The organism is uncultured Kluyvera sp., from assembly GCF_902485085.1.
Lineage (GTDB): Bacteria > Pseudomonadota > Gammaproteobacteria > Enterobacterales > Enterobacteriaceae > Kluyvera > Kluyvera ascorbata.
Genome location: NZ_CABTJS010000149.1, coordinates 47,782 through 67,196 on the forward strand (window position 1 = coordinate 47,782; position 19,415 = coordinate 67,196).

Annotated in this window: 16 protein-coding genes and 1 pseudogene; 6 read left to right on the forward strand and 11 right to left on the reverse strand. The window is 54.6% G+C overall.

Translation table 11 applies throughout. From position 1 onward, the window contains the following. The 4 genes from hcr to aqpZ form a co-directional block, all read right to left on the reverse strand. On the reverse strand, window positions 1-969 hold the full coding sequence (gene hcr, locus RDN66_RS18685; RefSeq protein WP_035894670.1) for an NADH oxidoreductase: 969 nt from the start codon (window positions 967-969) through the stop codon (window positions 1-3). Window positions 970-979: 10 nt separating this feature from the next. Continuing rightward, window positions 980-2,632: a hydroxylamine reductase gene (gene hcp, locus RDN66_RS18690; RefSeq protein WP_035894671.1), complete on the reverse strand. Its 1,653-nt coding sequence runs from the start codon at window positions 2,630-2,632 to the stop codon at window positions 980-982. A gap of 145 nt (window positions 2,633-2,777) precedes the next feature. Beyond that, window positions 2,778-3,677 carry a lysine exporter LysO family protein gene (locus RDN66_RS18695; RefSeq protein WP_202216149.1) on the reverse strand — a complete coding sequence of 300 codons (900 nt, stop codon included), beginning with the start codon at window positions 3,675-3,677 and terminating at the stop codon, window positions 2,778-2,780. A 189-nt stretch (window positions 3,678-3,866) separates the two neighbouring features. Continuing rightward, complete coding sequence (gene aqpZ / locus RDN66_RS18700) at window positions 3,867-4,559, reverse strand: aquaporin Z (RefSeq protein WP_035894674.1); 693 nt, start codon at window positions 4,557-4,559, stop codon at window positions 3,867-3,869. Window positions 4,560-4,936: 377 nt separating this feature from the next. On the opposite strand from aqpZ, the gene RDN66_RS18705 reads away from it, so the two are divergent. After that, window positions 4,937-6,595 (forward strand): ATP-dependent endonuclease, encoded by a 1,659-nt coding sequence (locus RDN66_RS18705; RefSeq protein ID WP_308538103.1) that lies wholly within the window; start codon window positions 4,937-4,939, stop codon window positions 6,593-6,595. On the opposite strand, the gene RDN66_RS18710 is transcribed toward RDN66_RS18705, so the two are convergent. Continuing rightward, window positions 6,592-7,542, reverse strand: coding sequence for a VirK/YbjX family protein (locus RDN66_RS18710; protein ID WP_035894676.1), 951 nt, complete (start codon window positions 7,540-7,542; stop codon window positions 6,592-6,594). The genes RDN66_RS18705 and RDN66_RS18710 overlap by 4 nt on opposite strands. Window positions 7,543-7,703: 161 nt before the next feature. On the opposite strand from RDN66_RS18710, the gene macA reads away from it, so the two are divergent. Together macA and macB are read left to right on the forward strand one after the other, a co-directional pair. Beyond that, on the forward strand, window positions 7,704-8,819 hold the full coding sequence (macA, locus tag RDN66_RS18715; RefSeq protein WP_202216147.1) for a macrolide transporter subunit MacA: 1,116 nt from the start codon (window positions 7,704-7,706) through the stop codon (window positions 8,817-8,819). After that, entirely contained in the window at window positions 8,816-10,756 is a 1,941-nt protein-coding gene (gene macB, locus RDN66_RS18720; RefSeq protein WP_308538104.1) for a macrolide ABC transporter ATP-binding protein/permease MacB, read from the forward strand. The genes macA and macB overlap by 4 nt, the downstream gene beginning before the upstream one ends. A gap of 75 nt (window positions 10,757-10,831) precedes the next feature. On the opposite strand, the gene cspD is transcribed toward macB, so the two are convergent. Beyond that, window positions 10,832-11,053 (reverse strand): cold shock-like protein CspD, encoded by a 222-nt coding sequence (gene cspD / locus RDN66_RS18725; RefSeq protein WP_035896359.1) that lies wholly within the window; start codon window positions 11,051-11,053, stop codon window positions 10,832-10,834. Window positions 11,054-11,448: 395 nt separating this feature from the next. On the opposite strand from cspD, the gene clpS reads away from it, so the two are divergent. The 3 genes from clpS to RDN66_RS18740 all read left to right on the forward strand — a co-directional run bounded on the left by clpS (window position 11,449) and on the right by RDN66_RS18740 (window position 14,514). Beyond that, complete coding sequence (gene clpS / locus RDN66_RS18730; protein ID WP_035896358.1) at window positions 11,449-11,769, forward strand: ATP-dependent Clp protease adapter ClpS; 321 nt, start codon at window positions 11,449-11,451, stop codon at window positions 11,767-11,769. A 29-nt stretch (window positions 11,770-11,798) separates the two neighbouring features. After that, on the forward strand, window positions 11,799-14,075 hold the full coding sequence (gene clpA, locus RDN66_RS18735; protein ID WP_035896357.1) for an ATP-dependent Clp protease ATP-binding subunit ClpA: 2,277 nt from the start codon (window positions 11,799-11,801) through the stop codon (window positions 14,073-14,075). A 172-nt stretch (window positions 14,076-14,247) separates the two neighbouring features. Further along, the gene (locus tag RDN66_RS18740; RefSeq protein WP_308538105.1) at window positions 14,248-14,514 is read left to right on the forward strand and encodes a DUF2554 family protein; all 267 of its coding nucleotides are present in this window, start codon (window positions 14,248-14,250) and stop codon (window positions 14,512-14,514) included. A gap of 68 nt (window positions 14,515-14,582) precedes the next feature. Here the strand turns inward: RDN66_RS18740 and infA are convergent, their stop codons facing one another. The 5 genes and pseudogenes from infA to cydD form a co-directional block, all read right to left on the reverse strand. Then, window positions 14,583-14,801: a translation initiation factor IF-1 gene (infA, locus tag RDN66_RS18745; protein ID WP_002211347.1), complete on the reverse strand. Its 219-nt coding sequence runs from the start codon at window positions 14,799-14,801 to the stop codon at window positions 14,583-14,585. Beyond that, window positions 14,729-14,884: pseudogene (locus RDN66_RS24345) on the reverse strand (hypothetical protein); the annotation flags it as partial. The gene infA and the pseudogene RDN66_RS24345, both read right to left, overlap by 73 nt. Before the next feature lie 201 nt (window positions 14,885-15,085). Next, window positions 15,086-15,790, reverse strand: coding sequence for a leucyl/phenylalanyl-tRNA--protein transferase (gene aat, locus RDN66_RS18750; RefSeq protein WP_202216145.1), 705 nt, complete (start codon window positions 15,788-15,790; stop codon window positions 15,086-15,088). 40 nt (window positions 15,791-15,830) lie between these two features. Further along, window positions 15,831-17,552 carry a cysteine/glutathione ABC transporter ATP-binding protein/permease CydC gene (gene cydC, locus RDN66_RS18755; protein ID WP_202216144.1) on the reverse strand — a complete coding sequence of 574 codons (1,722 nt, stop codon included), beginning with the start codon at window positions 17,550-17,552 and terminating at the stop codon, window positions 15,831-15,833. Then, entirely contained in the window at window positions 17,553-19,319 is a 1,767-nt protein-coding gene (gene cydD / locus RDN66_RS18760; protein ID WP_202216143.1) for a cysteine/glutathione ABC transporter permease/ATP-binding protein CydD, read from the reverse strand. Window positions 19,320-19,415: the final 96 nt, after the last annotated feature.

The following is a 19,415-nucleotide window of genomic DNA, read 5'->3' on the forward strand; positions in this document are numbered from 1 at the left end:
TTACGCCAGTACCAGATCGCCCTGCGGATGACAGGAGCACGCCAGCACGTAACCATCGGCGATTTCCGCCTCGGTTAACGTCATGGTGCTGGTGACCGTATACTCGCCGGAAACCACTTTGGTTTTGCAGCAGCCGCAAACACCCGCGCGGCATGCAGCCACTACCGGCACTTTGTTGCTTTCCAGCGCGTCCAGCAGCGTGGTGCCCACCGGCGCGTAGAACTCTTTCGCCGGTTGCAGCTTGGTGAACTTCAGGCCACTCGTTGCAGCATCAGCCACCGGTGTGAAGAATTTCTCTTTAAAGAAGCGCGTTACGCCAAGCGCCTTCACCTCTTTCTCGACCATATCCATGTATGGCGCAGGGCCACAGGTCATCACGGTACGAGAGGTGAGGTCCGGTACGCTTTTCAGCAGTTCGGTGCTCAGACGGCCAGAAACGAAGCCGTGCGTGGCGTTGTTTTCTGCAACCAGCGTGACCGGATACTGCCGCCATTCCTCGGCAAAAATCACATCCTGCGGTGAGCGCACGTTAAAAATAACCTGCACATCGACCTCTGGACGGTACTTCGCCAACCAGCGGCGCATCGACATAATCGGCGTAACGCCGCAGCCAGCGGCCAGCATCAGGAATTTGTCGTCGGCTTTATCTTCACAGGTAAATTCACCCATCGCATCGGACAGCCAGATATAGTCGCCGCGCTTCACGTCGCGGGTCAGCCACTGTGAACCGGCACCGTCGTCAATACGGCGGACGGTCAGCGTAATGTACTCGCTGACGCCCGGGGTCGAAGAGAGGGTGTAGGCACGCAGCGTATCCGCTGAGTTGCGCACGCTGACCAGTGCGTACTGCCCGGCGTGGTAAGGATAATAATCGTGACAGAGCAACGAAATTGTCCAGACGTCCGGCGTTTCCTGATGGATATGGTGAACCTGCATCCGCCACGGGCACTGATTTGTTGGCATGGTCATTCTGTACTCCTTACGCGCTCAGCAGCTGCTTCATATCTTCTTCAACGGTGGTCACGGAACGCAGACCGAACTTCTCGTTGAGCACTGCCAGCAGGTCCGGCGTGAAGAAGCCTGGTGCGGTTGGGCCAGTGACGATGTTTTTCACGCCCAGAGAGAGCAGGGTCAGCAGAATAACAATCGCCTTCTGTTCGAACCAGGAGAGCACCAGAGACAGTGGCAGGTCGTTCACGCCGCAGCCCAGTTTTTCTGCCAGCGTGACCGCCAGGATGATGGCTGAGTAAGCATCGTTACACTGACCGGCATCGACCAGACGCGGCAGGCCTTCGATATCGCCAAACTCCAGCTTGTTGAAACGGTATTTACCGCACGCCAGGGTCAGGATCAGGCAGTCGTCCGGTACGCTGGTGGCGAAATCGGTGAAGTAGTTACGTTCACCGCGTGCGCCGTCGCAGCCGCCGACCAGGAAGATGTGACGCAGTTTTTCGCGGCTCACCAGGTCAATCAGGGTATCCGCAGCGCCCAGCAGGGTCTGACGGCCAAAACCGACGGTGATCAGGTGCGGGATTTCGCTGTATGGGAAGCCTGCCATCTGCTGCGCTTGAGCGATAACCGGACCGAAGTTGTCGCCTTCGAGGTGGCTCACGCCCGGCCAACCGACGATGCTACGGGTCCAGATACGGTCGTCGTAGGCGCCCACGGTTGGGTCGATGATGCAGTTAGAGGTCATCACGATTGGGCCAGGGAAGCGGGCGAATTCCACCTGCTGGTTCTGCCAGCCGCTGCCGTAGTTACCGATCAGATGTTTGAATTTACGCAGCTCAGGGTAGCCGTGTGCTGGCAGCATTTCACCGTGGGTATAGACGTTAACGCCGGTGCCTTCGGTTTGCTCCAGCAGATTGTAGAGATCTTTGAGATCGTGGCCGGAGATCAGGATGCATTTGCCTTCGGTCGCTTTCACGTTGACCTGAGTTGGCGTTGGGTGACCGTATTTGGTGGTTTCACCCGCGTCCAGAATGCTCATCACTTTGAAGTTCATCTGGCCGATTTCCATTGAGCACTCCAGCAGAGCGTTCATGTCGGAAGGCCAGGTACCCAGCCACGCCATAATTTTGTGGTACTGCGCGTAGATGTCGTTGTCGTACTGGCCGAGTACGTGGGCGTGCTCCATATAGGCAGCCGCACCTTTCAGGCCGTACAGGCACAGCAGACGCAGGCCCATAATATTTTCGCCGATAGCGGCTTTATCTTTGTTTGGCGTGAACTCAGCGGCCTGCTGCTGCAGGGCACCCAGATCGTCGCTCGCCAGCTGCAGGTCAGCCATTGGGTTATCAACGGTGGCGTTGGCGTCTACGGCCAGGCACTGCGCTTTCAGCGCTTCACGCAGGGCGATCGCTTCACGGGCATAGCCGACAATGCGCGGGGAATCGAAGTTAACGTTAGTCAGGGTAGAGAAGAACGCGCGCGGGGCGAAGTTATCGACATCGTGGCTGATGATGCCGTATTCGCGGGCTTTAATCGCCCATGCGGACAGACCCTGCAGGGCCGCAATCAGCAAATCCTGCAGATCGGATGTTTCAGCGGTCTTACCGCACATACCCTGTGCATAAGAGCAGCCGTTCCCTGCCGGAGTACGGATGGTTTGTTCACATTGCACACAAAACATGGTTACACCTTTTAAAGTTATATTTAATATACATGTTTAAGGGTAAGCCTGGTGCTAAGCCTTGAAAAGGCATTTTTAGTGCAACTTACAGGGAGGTTGATTTAGCGCAATTTTGGCGGCAGCGAGCGCTACCGCCATAGAGGTATCAGGCGGTGAAGAAGGCCATCATCAGAGGAACCAGCAGGCTCAGCAGGAAGCCGTGGACAATAGCGGGAGGCACCATTTCGACGCCGCCAGAGCGCTGCAGCACCGGTAGGGTAAAGTCCATTGAGGTTGCGCCGCAAAGCCCCAGCGCGGTGGAGCGGCTTCGGCGAACCAATCCTGGAATTAACATGATGGCGAGTAGTTCGCGCGCCAGATCGTTAAAGAAGGTGGCGCTGCCGATGACCGGGCCATAAGCATCAGTCAGAAGAATACCTGAAAGCGAATACCAGCCGAATCCGGACGCCATCGCCATCCCGGTTTTAATCGGTAACCCGAGCAGAAAAGCGTTAATCACTCCGGCTACCATCGAGCTGGCGACGACAACCAGCGCAATGACCATGCCGCGGCGGTTGAGAATTATCTGCCGTAATGTCATACCACTATTTCTTAGCTGAATACCTACAAGGAACAGCAGGAAGATAAGGGTATATTCGCTGGCATCGGTCGCGTGCTGTAAAAAAGAGAATCCGCTGAGTCCAACCGCAAAACCGGCAATAACCACAAAGCATAGCTTTAATGATTCCAGCGCCATGGCTAAACGCGATGGTAATTTTTCCTGGTGGTGAGGATGTCCCCAAGGCAGGGCTTTTTCAAGCCAGAAAAGCGCCAGCGTATTGCACAATAAAATAACCACAATACTAATAGCAGAATAGTGGAAAATGGCTAACAGGTTTTCGGCCAGATTATCCAGGAATGCCAGGCTGATCCCCATGAAAAAGAGAATAAGGTAAACAATCCAGCTCAGCAGACGGTTGATTATTTGCAGTGCGCTGCGATGGGTAAGGGGGATGAGGTAGCCGATAATTAGCGGCACCAGAATGATTAGCAATCCCGATAACATGACTGACTCAGTTCCTTGCAGTTTTGAAATAGCGCACAGACACTACCGAAAACCCCATTCTGAGTAAAGCCACGAAAAAAGAAAGACCCGGCGGAGCGGGTCTTTGTAGGCCGGATAAGGCAACGCCGCCATCCGGCAATGTGTCTGTCGCTGCCTGATGGCTCTACGCTTATCAGGCCTACAGGCTACTTATTTTTTTTCCAGCAGAGTGCGATAAATCAGGCCACCCAGGATACCGCCAATAATTGGCATTACCCAGAAGAGCCACAGCTGGTGCAGTGCCCAGCCGCCCTGGAAGATAGCCACAGCGGTACTACGCGCCGGGTTAACGGAGGTGTTCGTCACAGGAATGCTGATCAGGTGGATCAGGGTCAGCGCCAGACCGATAGCAATTGGCGCAAAACCAGCAGGCGCATTTTTGTCGGTTGCACCGTGGATAACCAGCAGGAAGCCACAGGTCAGCACAATTTCAATCACGATAGCAGACAGCATGGAGTAGCCGCCTGGTGAGTGTTCGCCATAGCCGTTAGACGCAAAACCGCTGGCTGCTGCATCAAAGCCGGCTTTACCGCTGGCGATGAGGTACAGAATAGCCGCGGCGATAATCCCGCCAACAACCTGAGCAATAATATAACCGATAACATCCTTAGCCGGGAAACGACCGCCCGCCCAAAGGCCCAGCGTCACTGCCGGGTTAAAATGACCGCCAGAAATGTGCCCTACGGCAAAAGCCATGGTGAGAACGGTTAAACCGAACGCCAGCGCAACACCCGCAAAGCCAATCCCTAACTCTGGGAATGCCGCAGCCAAAACCGCGCTACCGCAACCACCAAATACTAGCCAGAAGGTGCCAAAGCACTCTGCTGCCAATTTTCTAAACATAACCACCTCGAATCAAAAATATCATCGTCATAAAGGATGACGACTGAATTTATACCGACCTTAAATGAGCGGCAGGTATAGTCAGCGTTATTTTAAAAACTAACGTCATCCCTTAACCAGTTAAATAAATACGCGAACTTTGATGCAAAACAATGTGGTGTTAATCCTTAGACAATCCATTCATTGAATTAGAGTGTAGTGGATTATTTTCGGAATAATCGTGAAGAGTGATTGAGAGCGCACTTTATTACTTTTAGAGGTTAATAAAGCATCACTCCGTCTGAAAGTGGGGCGGTAAGCGGGTGTCAACGACACTGCATCCCGCTATACTGCGAAGATGAAAGGAGTGCAGGCGCGCCCTGTGTTACGGAGGAGTTATGCTTCTTGAACGCACCGAGATTGCAGGATTTCGCGGCATTAACCGTTTGTCGTTAATGCTGGAGCAAAATAATGTCTTAATCGGCGAAAATGCCTGGGGTAAATCGAGCCTGCTGGATGCATTAACGCTGCTGCTTTCCCCGCATGAAGGGCTTTACCACTTCGTCCGTAATGATTTCTGGTTCCCTCCGGGGGATATCCAGGGGCGCGAACACCATCTGCATATTATTCTGACCTTTCGCGAGAACGAACCCGGTCGTTATCGTGGGCGACGTTACCGAGGGTTATCTGGTTGCTGGTCGTTATGTCCCGATGGCTACCAGCGAATTTTCTATCGTCTTGAGGGTGAGCTTGGCGCAGACGGCAGCGTGTTGACCCTGCGCAGTTTTATTGACTGTGACGGCCAGGCGCTGGAGCTTGATGATATCGATGCCTGTGCTCGCGAGTTAATTCGCCTGATGCCGGTGCTGCGCCTGCGCGATGCCCGTTTTATGCGGCGCATTCGTAATGGTACGGTGCCAAACGTCCCGGATGTGGAAATTACCGCCCGCCAGCTGGATTTTCTGTCACGCGAACTGGTCACCAGCCCGCAAAACTTGAGCGACGGGCAAATCCGTCAGGGCCTCTCGGCAATGGGGCAACTGCTGGAACACTACTTTTCTGAGCAGGGTTCCGGCCCGGCAATTCAGCGCTTAATGCGCCGTCGTTCCCATGATGAACAGCGGAGCTGGCGCTATCTTGATCTGATTAACCGAATGATAGACAAGCCCGGTGCGCGTAATCACCGGGTGATTCTGCTGGGCATGTTTTCTACTCTGCTTCAGGCGAAAGGGACGGTCAGGCTGGACAAAGATGCCCGGCCGCTGCTGCTGGTGGAGGACCCGGAAACGCGACTGCACCCGATTATGCTATCCGTCGCCTGGAGCCTGCTGAACCTGCTGCCTTTGCAGCGTATTGCCACCACTAACTCAGGCGAACTCCTGTCACTGACGCCGATGCAGTACGTCTGTCGGCTGGTGCGCGAATCCTCTCGCGTATCCGCCTGGCGCTTAGGTCCGGAAGGCATGAACGCCGAAGACAGCCGACGTATCTCTTTCCATATCCGCTTTAATCGTGCTTCCTCTCTGTTTGCCCGCTGCTGGTTGCTGGTAGAAGGGGAGACTGAAACCTGGGTCATCAACGAACTCGCGCGTCAGTGCGGCCACCACTTTGATGCTGAAGGGGTGAAGGTTATTGAGTTTGCCCAGTCGGGATTAAAACCGCTGATTAAGTTTGCCAGCCGAATGGGTATCGAGTGGCACGTGCTGGTCGATGGCGATGAAGCGGGGAAAAAGTATGCGGCGACCGTGCGCAGTTTAGTGAACAACGACCGGGACCAGGAGCACCATCATCTGACCACGCTACCGGCGCTGGATATGGAACACTTCATGTACAAACAAGGGTTTTCCAGCGTTTATCATCGCGTAGCGCAGTTGCCGGAAAATATTCCGATGAATATGCGGCGGGTGATTACCAAGGCGATTCACCGATCGTCGAAGCCGGATCTGGCGATTGAGGTGGCAATGGAGGCAGGCCGACGCGGAACCGAAGCCGTGCCGCCGCTGCTGAAGAAAATGTTTTCCCGCGTCGTCTGGCTGGCGCGCGGGAAAGCGGATTAACGCTGAGCGGTGAACTGAATCTGCTGCTGGATTTCATCCAGTAGCGCATAGCGACGACGGTATTCCGCACGTTTTTTGCTGGCGATATCCGCAATATCCTTGCGAGGTATCTCAAGAGGGATATGGAAGTATCCCTCTTCATCGCAGATCCCCCCGACGGCTTCCCAGAACACATCATAATCTGAGAGAACTTTTTTGTTCTTATCGTGGTAACGTTCGCTGCGGAAAATATGTTTTTCATTGCTGACGGCAAGGATCTGCTCAACCTGCAGACGCTTGGCAAATTGGCACACAGCTTCCATGACCACGCGTTTAGGGAACAATCCGTGACAAGCCTTGGTGGCCTCCTGAATGGCTTCATGAGGAAGGTCGCGTCTGCCTCCCTGTAACCCGCCGATAAACAGCGTCCGCTTAGCATTGTAGTTGAGGACGGTGAAGGTCATTTCCGCTAGCGTTTCACCGTCGTTGTTACGGACAATGAGCGTACTCTCGCCTTCTTTGTCCAGGTTAATTTCCATGGTCATTTCAAAGCTGAATATCTCACCGTTTTTCCCCTCGACTTTGGCGAGCGGTAAATACTGCGAATTCAGATAGGTCCCAAACTCTTCTGGGGACATTGTCTCTGATAACAGCTTATAGTGATAACGCAGGGCATCCAGCACCATATGGCGATCAAAATTCATCGCCAGGTAGGGGCGATGCAGCCGAACAGGAAGGCGCGGCTGACGGGCCATCACGGCGCTAAGATTCGGCCACTGTGAAAGCTCACGCATTAAGTCACGGCTTAATCGTGGCATTAATAGAGAGCGCAGCATAAACTTCCGCCGAAAGCTGCGTTGGTGCCAGTGTTCCCCTGGGCGCCATTGTCCACTCAATAGGCTGAAAAATAGGCCAAGGCTGGTAAATGAACGAGTTGGGGTGAGCGAATTATCACTGAGCTGAGACATAGCTGACGACCTGAGTTATAAACTTTTAAAAAGTTTACAATTGGAAAATTAAACCGAATCTCAATCATCAGATAAATCTTAGGTTTCTTTAGAAGTTGTTTATCTTTGGTTTACGCTTGCTTTTACATTCTGTCGAATACACTGGGGAATTCAGGATTTTTATGAACATCAAGGGAAAGTTTAAAAAACGCTATGCGATCGCGGCTATCGTCGTGGTTATCGCTATGGTAGCGGTCTGGAAAACGCTGAATGCGCCATTACCCAACTACCAGACGTTGATTGTTCGCAAGGGCTCTCTTGAACAAAGCGTATTGGCCACCGGTAAACTCGATGCGCTGCGCAAAGTGGACGTCGGCGCGCAGGTGAGCGGTCAGTTGAAAACGCTGTCGGTGAATATCGGCGACAAAGTGGTGAAAGACCAGCTATTGGGGGTTATCGACCCGGAGCAGGCGCAGAACCAGATAAAAGAGGTGGAAGCGACGTTGATGGAGCTGCGGGCGCAGCGCCAGCAAGCGGAAGCCGAATGGAAGCTGGCAAGCGTGACCTTTTCACGTCAGCAGCAGCTGGCAAAAACCCAGGCGGTTTCACGTCAGGATCTCGATACCGCAGCCACCGAAATGGCGGTTAAAAAGGCGCAAATAGGCACGATTGACGCGCAGATTAAGCGTAACCAGGCTTCTCTTGATACCGCAAAAACCAACCTCGATTACACGCGCATTGTGGCGCCGATGGCGGGCGAAGTGACGCAGATTACCACCTTACAGGGACAGACGGTTATCGCGGCCCAGCAGGCTCCTAATATTCTGACGCTGGCGGATCTCCGTACGATGTTGGTTAAAGCTCAGGTGTCCGAAGCTGACGTTATTCATCTCAAACCGGGTCAGAAAGCCTGGTTTACGGTACTTGGCGACCCAATGACCCGCTATGAGGGCACGCTAAAAGATATTCTGCCTACCCCGGAAAAGGTCAACGACGCCATCTTCTATTATGCCCGTTTTGAAGTCCCTAACCCGCAGGCGGTGCTGCGTCTTGATATGACGGCTCAGGTGCATATCCAACTGAGTGGCGTAAACGATGTACTGACTATCCCGCTTTCCGCACTCGGCGATAGCGTCGGTGAAAACCGCTATAACGTGCGCCTGCTGCGTAATGGCGAAGTGAAAACGCGTGAGGTGGTCATTGGCGCGCGTAATGACACCGACGTTGAAATTGCTAAAGGGCTGGAAGAAGGGGATGAGGTCATTATCGGAGAAGGTAAAGCCGGGGCGGTAAAATGACCGCGCTGCTTGAACTCAGTGGCATTCGCCGAAGCTACCCGTCTGGTGACGGCAGCGTCGATGTGTTGAAGGGGATCTCCCTGCAGATCAACGCCGGTGAAATGGTGGCGATAGTCGGGGCCTCTGGCTCTGGAAAATCGACCCTGATGAATATTCTCGGTTGCCTTGATAAGCCCACGAGCGGCACCTATCGGGTTGCCGGGGTCGATGTCGCAACGCTTGATAGTGACGCTTTGGCGGCGCTGCGGCGCGAGCATTTTGGCTTTATCTTCCAGCGCTATCATCTGCTGTCTCACCTTACGGCGGCGCAGAATGTTGAAGTGCCTGCCGTGTATGCTGGCATGGAACGCAAAGCCCGCCTTGATCGCGCCAGACAGCTATTGCAGCGCCTTGGGCTTGCCGATCGCGTGGACTACGCGCCATCACAGCTTTCTGGCGGTCAACAGCAGCGCGTGAGTATCGCCCGCGCGTTGATGAACGGCGGCCAGGTGATCCTCGCCGATGAACCGACCGGCGCGCTTGATACCCGTTCGGGTGAAGAGGTGATGGCAATACTGCATCAGCTTAAAGAGCAGGGCCACACGGTTATTATCGTTACCCACGACCCGCAGGTTGCTGCGCAGGCTGAGCGGGTGATTGAGATTCGCGACGGGGAAATTATTCGTAACCCGCCAGCGCGTCAGACCGCGGCGGCAGCCCGCGAGCCAGCGGCACAGGACGCGTCCGGTTGGCGGCAGTTCAGCAACAGTTTCCGTGAAGCGTTATCGATGGCCTGGCGCGCGATGGTCGCCAACAAGATGCGTACGCTGCTGACTATGCTTGGCATTATTATCGGCATTGCCTCGGTGGTCTCTATCGTCGTGGTGGGCGATGCGGCTAAGCAGATGGTGCTGGCCGATATCCGCGCCATCGGCACCAATACCATTGACGTCTATCCGGGGAAAGATTTCGGTGATGACGATCCGCAGTATCAGCAGTCGCTGAAATACGACGACCTGCTGGCGATTGAAAAGCAGTCGTGGGTCAGCTCAGTCACGCCTTCAGTGTCAAAAAACCTGCGCGTCAGGGCTGGCAACATTGACGTTGCCGCCAGCGTTCAGGGCATTGGGCAGCACTATTTTAACGTCTACGGTATGACGTTCAGTGAGGGGAATACCTTTAACGACGTGCAGGCCGCTGAACGTTCGCAGGTTGTGGTGCTCGACAGTAACACCCGTCGCCAGCTGTTCCCGAATAAGGCCAGCGTCGTGGGCGAAGTGATTCTTGTGGGCAATATGCCGGCAACGGTGATTGGTGTGGCGGATGAAAAGCAGTCGATGTTTGGCAGCAGCAAAATACTCCGCGTCTGGCTGCCTTACTCCACTATGTCCGGGCGAGTCATGGGGCAGTCCTGGCTTAACTCGATTACCGTCAGGGTGAAAGAAGGTTACGACAGCAGCATTGCTGAAGAGCAGCTCACCCGGTTGTTAAACCTGCGGCACGGCAAAAAAGATTTCTTCGTCTGGAACATGGACAGCGTCTTGAAAACGGCGGAACGCACCACACATACATTACAGCTGTTCTTAACGCTGGTGGCTGTTATCTCGCTGGTGGTTGGCGGTATTGGCGTAATGAATATCATGCTGGTGTCGGTGACGGAACGTACCCGGGAAATCGGTATTCGTATGGCCGTTGGGGCGCGGGCGAGCAACGTGCTGCAGCAGTTCCTGATAGAGGCGATTCTGGTCTGTCTGGTCGGCGGTGCGATTGGCGTCGCGCTGTCGATGATGATTGCGCTTCTGCTACAGCTGGTGCTGCCGGGATGGGAAATTGGCTTCTCGCCGCTGGCGCTGCTGACGGCATTTGTCTGCTCGACGCTGACCGGCGTGCTGTTTGGTTGGCTTCCTGCACGCAACGCGGCAAGGCTCGATCCGGTTGATGCACTGGCGCGAGAATAAACGCAAAATAAATGAAAAAATGCCAGTCAGAAGGACTGGCATTTTGACAGCGGGATGTACACAATGGGGCAGTCACTAGGCGGCTGTTTCTGCTTCCAGAGGGATAATCACGCTTGCATGATTACCTTTCGGCCCCTCGTGGACATCAAACTGGACGGATTGCCCGGCTTTTAACGTTCTGTACCCATCCATCTGGATGGTGGAGTAATGGGCGAAGATGTCCTCGCCACCGCCTTCCGGGCAAATGAATCCGAACCCTTTGGCATTGTTGAACCACTTAACAGTACCCATTTCCATACTTCGACATCCTTCGTAACACTATTATACGTTTATAAGTAGATGGAATGAACCGGTGGTGGAGTCAGGAGTTGTTCAAAACCTCACCAACTCTCGCCAGTACAATGTAGATATTTCGCACAGTGCGTCAAGCGTTTGAAGGAGGCCGAAGGGGGAAAATGCGTCAAAATTTGAAGCAGTTAACGCTATTGACGGGAATGTGACAGAGTTCGCGAATGACAGCTATAGGTGATAGCTATCTATGATCTACAGTAGATTTAGGACATGTATGCACAGGAATGAATGGCGGCGCTGTTGACGGAAAATGTGTCATTATTTCCGTGAATAATACGGTGCGCTAATGTGCAAACAGACTCGTCAGCAGCAAGAGATGACACCCACAATGATGACTGACAATGAGTAAGACCAGAGACTGGCTGGACTTCGACCAGCTTTCGGCAGATAAACTTCAGGATGGGCTTAAACCCCCATCGATGTATAAAGTGATATTGGTCAATGATGATTACACTCCGATGGAGTTTGTTATTGACGTGTTACAAAAATTCTTTTCTTATGATGTAGAACGCGCAACACAACTGATGCTAACGGTTCACTATCAAGGTAAAGCAATTTGTGGTGTCTTTACGGCAGAAGTCGCCGAGACCAAAGTTGCCATGGTGAATCAGTACGCGAGGGAGAACGAGCATCCACTGTTGTGTACGCTGGAACAAGCCTGATACAGGCATGAAAATTGGGGGAGGTGCCTATGCTCAATCAAGAACTGGAACTCAGTTTAAACATGGCTTTCGCCAGAGCGCGCGAGCACCGTCACGAGTTTATGACCGTCGAGCATCTGTTGCTGGCTCTGCTTAGCAACCCATCAGCCCGTGAAGCGCTGGAAGCGTGCTCGGTCGATTTGGTGGCGCTGCGTCAGGAACTCGAAGCCTTCATCGAACAAACCACGCCGGTACTGCCGGTCAGTGAAGAAGAGCGCGAAACGCAACCGACGCTCAGCTTCCAGCGTGTTCTGCAGCGCGCGGTCTTCCACGTCCAATCTTCTGGGCGTAGCGAAGTGACCGGTGCTAACGTCCTTGTGGCGATTTTCAGCGAGCAGGAGTCGCAGGCCGCGTATCTTCTGCGTAAACATGAAGTCAGCCGTCTCGACGTGGTGAACTTCATCTCTCACGGCACGCGTAAAGACGAGCCAAGCCAGCCTTCTGATTCCGGGAATCAGCAAACTAACGAAGAGCAAGCAGGCGGGGAGGAACGTATGGAAAACTTCACCACCAATCTTAATCAGCTTGCTCGCGTCGGGGGAATTGACCCGCTGATTGGCCGCGATAAAGAGCTGGAACGTGCTATTCAGGTGCTGTGCCGTCGCCGTAAGAATAACCCGCTGCTGGTGGGTGAATCTGGCGTGGGTAAAACGGCGATTGCCGAAGGCCTCGCATGGCGCATTGTGCGCGGCGACGTGCCGGAAATCATGGCCGACTGCACTATCTACTCGCTCGATATTGGTTCGCTGCTGGCGGGCACCAAGTATCGCGGCGATTTCGAAAAACGCTTTAAGGCACTGCTCAAGCAGTTAGAGCAGGACACCAACAGCATTCTGTTCATCGACGAAATCCACACCATTATCGGTGCGGGTGCCGCGTCGGGTGGACAGGTGGATGCCGCTAACCTGATTAAACCGCTGCTCTCCAGCGGCAAGATTCGCGTGATGGGCTCTACCACCTACCAGGAGTTCAGCAATATCTTTGAGAAGGACAGGGCGCTGGCGCGTCGTTTCCAGAAAATCGATATTACCGAGCCGTCGGTCGAAGAGACCGTGCAGATTCTGAACGGCCTGAAACCGAAATACGAAGCGCACCACGACGTCCGCTATACCGCGAAAGCGGTGCGTGCGGCGGTGGAGCTGGCGGTGAAATACATCAACGATCGTCATCTGCCGGATAAGGCCATTGACGTGATTGATGAGGCAGGCGCCCGCGCCCGTCTGATGCCTGTGAGCAAGCGTAAGAAAACGATCAACGTGGCGGATATTGAATCCGTGGTTGCGCGTATTGCGCGTATCCCGGAGAAAAGCGTTTCCCAGAGCGATCGCGATACGCTGAAAAATCTCGGCAATCGCCTGAAAATGCTGGTATTCGGCCAGGATAATGCCATCGATGCGTTGACCGAAGCCATTAAGATGAGCCGCGCGGGCCTCGGCCACGATCATCGTCCGGTGGGCTCCTTCCTGTTTGCTGGCCCGACAGGGGTAGGTAAAACAGAAGTGACCGTCCAGTTGGCGAAGGCGATGGGCATTGAGCTGCTGCGTTTTGATATGTCCGAGTATATGGAACGCCATACGGTGAGCCGCCTTATCGGTGCGCCTCCGGGGTACGTTGGTTTTGACCAGGGCGGCCTGTTGACCGATGCGGTTATCAAACATCCGCATGCGGTACTGCTGCTGGACGAAATCGAAAAAGCGCACCCGGACGTCTTTAACCTGCTGCTGCAGGTGATGGACAACGGCACGCTGACGGATAACAACGGTCGTAAAGCCGATTTCCGTAACGTGGTGCTGGTGATGACCACCAACGCCGGCGTACGTGAAACCGAGCGCAAATCGATTGGCCTTATCCAGCAGGACAACAGCACCGACGCGATGGAAGAGATCAAAAAGATCTTTACGCCAGAGTTCCGTAACCGTCTGGACAATATTATCTGGTTCGATCATCTGTCGACCGACGTTATCCATCAGGTGGTGGACAAGTTCATCGTCGAGCTGCAGGTTCAACTGGATCAAAAAGGCGTGTCGCTGGAAGTCAGCCAGGAGGCCCGCAACTGGCTGGCCGAGAAAGGCTACGACCGTGCGATGGGGGCGCGTCCTATGGCGCGTGTGATTCAGGACAACCTGAAAAAACCGCTGGCCAACGAACTGCTGTTTGGCTCGCTGGTTGACGGCGGCCAGGTCACCGTGGCGCTCGACAACGAGAAGAACGAGCTGACTTACGGCTTCCAGAGTGCGCAGAAGCACAAGCCAGAAGCAGCGCATTAACGTTAATCGCTTGCGGTAAAAAACAAAAACCGAGCTGACAACAGCTCGGTTTTTTTATGCGCCATCTTCGTTGTTTAGCTGACATTCCATTTGCGCAAATTTGAACAGTTAGATAATAACCAGACGTAAGGGTTGGCATGATGGAGGCAGAATATAACCAAGCGGTGGCATAATGTTTTCAAAATTGTTATCGGTGATTTTACTCACCTGCGCGTTATTCTCAGGCCAACTCATGGCCGGACATAAAGGTCATCAGTTTTTGTGGGTTAAAAATGCCGATCATCAGCTGCGTCATGAAGCGGATAGCGATGAGCTACGCGCGGTGGCAGAAGAGTCAGCGGAAGGGCTGCGCGAGCATCATCACTGGCAAAAATCGCGTAAACCGAAACGCACAATTTTTGAAGTGATAGGCGAAAGGCAAAAAAATGCCCCGCAATAAGCGAGGCATTAATATTCGGCAAATAGCGCTCGGCGAAAGTAGCGCCAGACGCTCATTATCTGCGGAGATTAGCGACTACGGAAGACAATGCGGCCTTTGCTCAGGTCGTACGGGGTCAGCTCAACAGTCACTTTGTCGCCCGTCAGGATACGGATGTAGTTTTTGCGCATTTTACCGGAGATATGTGCAGTAACCACGTGCCCGTTTTCCAGTTCTACGCGGAACATGGTATTAGGTAACGTATCAAGAACGGTACCCTGCATTTCAATATTGTCTTCTTTGGCCATCTAATCCTCTGGGGTATCACTACCGTAATTTGAACCGGCAAGATAATGCCGAAGTTCATCAAGTAAGTAAAGAATTGTCCGTCTTAATCGGCGAAAGTCGTTTTTGCGCATTACCCTTTCACCACACAAATGCATCGTGTGATGGGCACGAACCAGGCTGGAAACAGCAGGATAAACGTGGGCGTTATCTGACTCGAATGATTCCCAAACGTCGGCGGGGTAAAAGGCAGAAGCGACTCTCGTTGGCAATTATATCATCCTGCTGGGAATTGTGCTGAAATCATTTACGCTTCAGGTAAAAAGAGCGCTCTGGGCACCCAGAACTTATCGGAGAGGGGTTGTACGCGCAGAGTATCAAGATGCTCAAGATAATCTCGACGGGGTATTTCTACGGCGCCTAGTGAGGCGGTATGGCTATTTAATACCTGACAATCGATTAATTTTCCACCCGCCTGGCTGAATGCCTCACAGAAGACGTACAGCGCCGTTTTGGAAGCGTTCTCCGCGCGGCTGAACATTGACTCACCGCAGAACAGTTCGCCCATTGCAACGCCGTACATGCCGCCTACGAGCGTATTCTCCTGCCACACCTCGATGGAGTGCGCATGACCAAGCTCGTGCAGCCGGTGATAGGCCTGACTGATACTGGTGGTAATCCAGGTACCTTCGTTACGATCCTGCGCACAGCCGGCGAGCACGTCGCTGAAGGCATAGTTTATCGTCACGCGGTAGGGAGAGGTTTTATGGAATCGCTTCATACTGCGGCTGAGGTGAAACTGTTCAGGCCACAGCACGGCGCGGGGATCCGGTGACCACCACAGGATGGGGTCGCCTGGAGAAAACCACGGAAAGATACCGCGCTGATAGGCCATCAGCAGGCGCGCGGGGCCGAGATCGCCCCCCAGCGCGAGCAGTCCGTTTGGTTCACGTAATGCGCCCTCAGGAGAGGGGAAAGCGATCGAGTGTCGAGAAAGCTGGACAAGGCGCATGTCGCGATGACCTCACGAAACAGAGTTAACTAATCATAGTCTACAGGCGCTGTTTAAACTGGTAGTAACGACCTTGTTTTGCCAGCAGTTCTGTATGATTACCTTGCTCAATTATTTGCCCGTTGTCCATGACAATAATCTGATTAAATCTCGCCAGTCCGCGCAGGCGGTGAGTCACCATCAGCAGCGTTTTATGGCGCATCACGTCGGCCAGCAGTTCAAGGATCTGGCTCTCGGTTGTGGCATCTAGCCCCTCTGTGGGTTCGTCCAGCATCATCAGCGGCGCATCATGCAACAGCGCACGCGCAATCCCCAAACGACGAAGCTCGCCGCCGGAGAGCTGACGGCCGCCTTCACCAAGCCAGCTATTCAGACCGGTATCTTCAAGCAGCTTCTCAAGACCGGTACGGTGTAGCACATCGCTGAGCTCTTCATCGCGGGCGTCAGGCTTCGCTAACAGCAGGTTGTCGCGAAGCGTGGCGCTGAACAGATGTACGCGCTGTGGTACCAGGCTGACGGTCTGACGAAGCGTCTGCTCATCAAACTGACAAAGCGGTGTGCCGTTAAGTTGAATCTCGCCCTGCTGAGGGTCCCAGGCGCGGGTGAGCAGCTGAAGCAGCGTTGATTTACCACAGCCGGTTCGGCCAAGGATCGCAATATGTTCGCCAGCGGAGATAGACAGCGTAAGGTTATCCAGCGCTGGCTGCGTCTGCTGCGGGTAGGTGAAGGACACTTGGTTCAGCGTCAGTGCCACCTGCTGTGGTCGCGCTACGGCCTGCTCTGGGAAAGTGACTTCTGGCTGCTGTTCGATAATCTGGCTGATACGCAGCGCCGAGGCGATGACCTGCCCAAGGTGCTGGAACGCGCCGGTGACCGGTGCGAGCGCCTCAAAGGCCGCCAGCGCACAGAAAACAAAGAGCGCAATCAGTGCACCTGGCTGGCTGTTGGTGCCAACGCCACCTGCGGCGAGCCACAGCATGGAGACCACCGCCACACCGCCAATCAACAGCATCAGAGCCTGAGAAAGCGCGGTGAGTTCCGACTGACGGCGCTGGGCGTCGTGCCAGTTGAGCTCAGTTTGTTCCATCTGTTTGCGATAGTGCTGGCTGGCGTTAAAAATCGTCAGTTCAGCCTGGCCTTGCAGCCAACCGGTAAGCTGCTGACGATACTGACCACGCAGGGTCGTCAACTGCTCACCGGTAGGTTTCCCGGCGCGGTAGAACAGCGGCGGCAGGATAATGAGCGTGGCCAGCATAATGCCGCCGAGCGTCAGCGCCAGGCCAACGTCCAACAGGCTAAGTCCTGCGGTGACAACCAGAATGACCACCAGTGCACCGACCAACGGTGAAATGACGCGTAGATAGAGGTGATCGAGCGTATCGACGTCGGCCACCATGCGGTTGAGCAGTTCACCCTGACGAAAGCGTGCCAGTCCGGCAGGAGAGAGCGGCAGCAGTTTACTGAAGGTGAACACGCGTAAATGCTGCAAGACGCGGAAGGTTGCATCGTGGCTGACCAGGCGTTCAAAGTAGCGCCCAGCGGTACGAATAATCGCCGCACCGCGCACGCCAGCAGCAGGCAGCATGTAGTTGAAGGTGTAAGCACCCGCAAACCCGACTACCGCAGAGGCCGAGAGGAACCAGCCGGAAAGGGTGAGCAAGCCAATGCTGGCTAACAGCGTGACAATCGCCAGAATAACGCCCAGGCTCAATAGCCACTTGTGACGTTTATAAAGCGCCAGATAAGGTAACAGTGCGCGCATTTAGATCTCCTCCTGACGGCTGGCCAATAGGCTTGTGAAGACGCCGTTAGCATCAACCAACTGCTGATACGTTCCCTGCTCAATAATCTGACCGTTCTCCATTACCCAGATAGCGTCCCACTCGGTAAGGCCTTCAAGCTGGTGGGTTACCATCAGCGTGGTTTGCTGGGTTGAGGCTTCGGTTAACGCCTGCATGACGCGCTGTTCGCTGTGGGCATCCAGGCTGGCGGCAGGTTCATCCAGCAGTAGTAAACGGCAGGGGGCGAGCAGGGCGCGGGCCACGGCGACGCGCTGGGCCTGACCGACGGACAGACGTGCGGCCTGTTCACCCACGACGGTGTCGATACCATCAGGTAGCTGTGGTAGGAATTCGCTCACCCAGGCTTTATCCAGCGCCTGCTGCAGCTGTTGTTCACTGGCATCAGGATTGCCGAGCAGCACGTTCTCGCGCAGCGTGGACGCTGGGAGCTGCGGGTTTTGCCCAACCCAGCTCATCATGCGGCGCCAGCCTTCAGGGTGAAGGTTGCGTAATTCGACGCCGTTCACTTTCAGCGACCCAGTGTAGGGTAAGAACCCCGCCAGCGCGTTCAGCAGCGAGCTTTTGCCGGAGCCGCTCAGACCTACCAGCACAGCGCGTTGACCGGCGCTGAGCGTGAAGTTCAGCGGTCCTACCAGCATTTTGCCTTCTGGCGAGGTGATAAACAGGTCTTTGGCACAAAGCGTGACAGGTTCGCTGGTGTCCAGCGTCTGGTCGCCCTGTTCAGGATGCGCCAGCGGCGCTTCGAGGAACGTTTTCAGGCTGTCGGCGGCGCCAACGGCCTGTGCTTTAGCGTGATAGAAGGTGCCTAAATCACGCAGCGGCTGGAAGAACTCAGGGGCCAGGATCAGCGCCAGGAAACCGGAAGAGAGCGTCACTGCGGTGCCGTAACTGCCGAAGTTTAGCTCGCCGAGATATGAGAAGCCGAAGTAGACCGCGACCAGCGCAATGGAGAGCGAGGTAAAGAACTCCAGCACGCCGGAGGAGAGGAAGGCCAGGCGCAGCACTTCCATCGTACGATGGCGGAAATCTTGCGATGCCTCGCGAATATTTTCCGTTTCCGCTTCGCCGCGGCCAAAGATACGCAGCGTATCCATACCTCGCAGACGGTCAAGGAAGTGCCCACTCAGGCGCGCGAGCGCCAGGAAGTTACGGCGGTTGGCATCGGCAGCGCCCATGCCAACCAACGCCATAAACAGCGGGATCAGCGGCGCGGTGACCAGCAGAATAAGCGCCGCAGCCCAGTTTGAAGGGAAAATCGCAACGACGATAAGCAGGGGAACGCAGGCCGCTAACGCCATCTGCGGCAGGTAGCGGGCGTAGTAATCGTGCATGTCATCGATTTGTTCGAGAATAAGCGTCGCCCAGCTACCGGCAGGCTTTCCCTGAATCCAGGCTGGACCGGCCTGTTGAAGGCGGTCGAGCACCTGACGGCGGATTTCAAATCGAATCTGCTGCCCGGCGTGAAAACCGACGCGCTCGCGCAGCCAGACCACCCAGGCGCGCAGGATAAAGATCAGCACCAGTTGGATAAACGGCAGCAGCAACGCTTCTCGCGGGATGTTCTCCATAATCATATGGTGGAGAATGCGGGCAAGGAACCAGGCCTGGGCGATGATCAAGACACCGCTAACGAAGCCGAGCAGACGGGAGGTCATCAACCAGCGGCGTGACAGGACGCTTTGCTGTTTGAGCCAGCGGGTGAGTTCTTGTTGGCGACTTTTATTCATTGGGCGCTTAGCAGGTGCTTATGGATAATGGTTTCAGTTATAGGCGCGGCAATGTTACATCGCAGAAAAAATAAAGGCGACTTATCGTCGCCTTTT

Excerpts from the sequence above, each read along its gene's own strand:
- RDN66_RS18740 (WP_308538105.1), top strand. The coding sequence starts at position 14,248 with ATGTTTTCAAAATTGTTATCGGTGATTTTACTCACCTGCGCGTTATTC.
- cydC (WP_202216144.1), bottom strand. The coding sequence starts at position 17,552 with ATGCGCGCACTGTTACCTTATCTGGCGCTTTATAAACGTCACAAGTGG.
- RDN66_RS18710 (WP_035894676.1), bottom strand. The coding sequence starts at position 7,542 with ATGTCTCAGCTCAGTGATAATTCGCTCACCCCAACTCGTTCATTTACC.
- RDN66_RS18695 (WP_202216149.1), bottom strand. The coding sequence starts at position 3,677 with ATGTTATCGGGATTGCTAATCATTCTGGTGCCGCTAATTATCGGCTAC.
- RDN66_RS18705 (WP_308538103.1), top strand. The coding sequence starts at position 4,937 with ATGCTTCTTGAACGCACCGAGATTGCAGGATTTCGCGGCATTAACCGT.
- aqpZ (WP_035894674.1), bottom strand. The coding sequence starts at position 4,559 with ATGTTTAGAAAATTGGCAGCAGAGTGCTTTGGCACCTTCTGGCTAGTA.
- cspD (WP_035896359.1), bottom strand. The coding sequence starts at position 11,053 with ATGGAAATGGGTACTGTTAAGTGGTTCAACAATGCCAAAGGGTTCGGA.
- clpA (WP_035896357.1), top strand. The coding sequence starts at position 11,799 with ATGCTCAATCAAGAACTGGAACTCAGTTTAAACATGGCTTTCGCCAGA.
- hcr (WP_035894670.1), bottom strand. The coding sequence starts at position 969 with ATGACCATGCCAACAAATCAGTGCCCGTGGCGGATGCAGGTTCACCAT.
- macA (WP_202216147.1), top strand. The coding sequence starts at position 7,704 with ATGAACATCAAGGGAAAGTTTAAAAAACGCTATGCGATCGCGGCTATC.
- clpS (WP_035896358.1), top strand. The coding sequence starts at position 11,449 with ATGAGTAAGACCAGAGACTGGCTGGACTTCGACCAGCTTTCGGCAGAT.
- aat (WP_202216145.1), bottom strand. The coding sequence starts at position 15,790 with ATGCGCCTTGTCCAGCTTTCTCGACACTCGATCGCTTTCCCCTCTCCT.
- cydD (WP_202216143.1), bottom strand. The coding sequence starts at position 19,319 with ATGAATAAAAGTCGCCAACAAGAACTCACCCGCTGGCTCAAACAGCAA.
- infA (WP_002211347.1), bottom strand. The coding sequence starts at position 14,801 with ATGGCCAAAGAAGACAATATTGAAATGCAGGGTACCGTTCTTGATACG.
- hcp (WP_035894671.1), bottom strand. The coding sequence starts at position 2,632 with ATGTTTTGTGTGCAATGTGAACAAACCATCCGTACTCCGGCAGGGAAC.
- macB (WP_308538104.1), top strand. The coding sequence starts at position 8,816 with ATGACCGCGCTGCTTGAACTCAGTGGCATTCGCCGAAGCTACCCGTCT.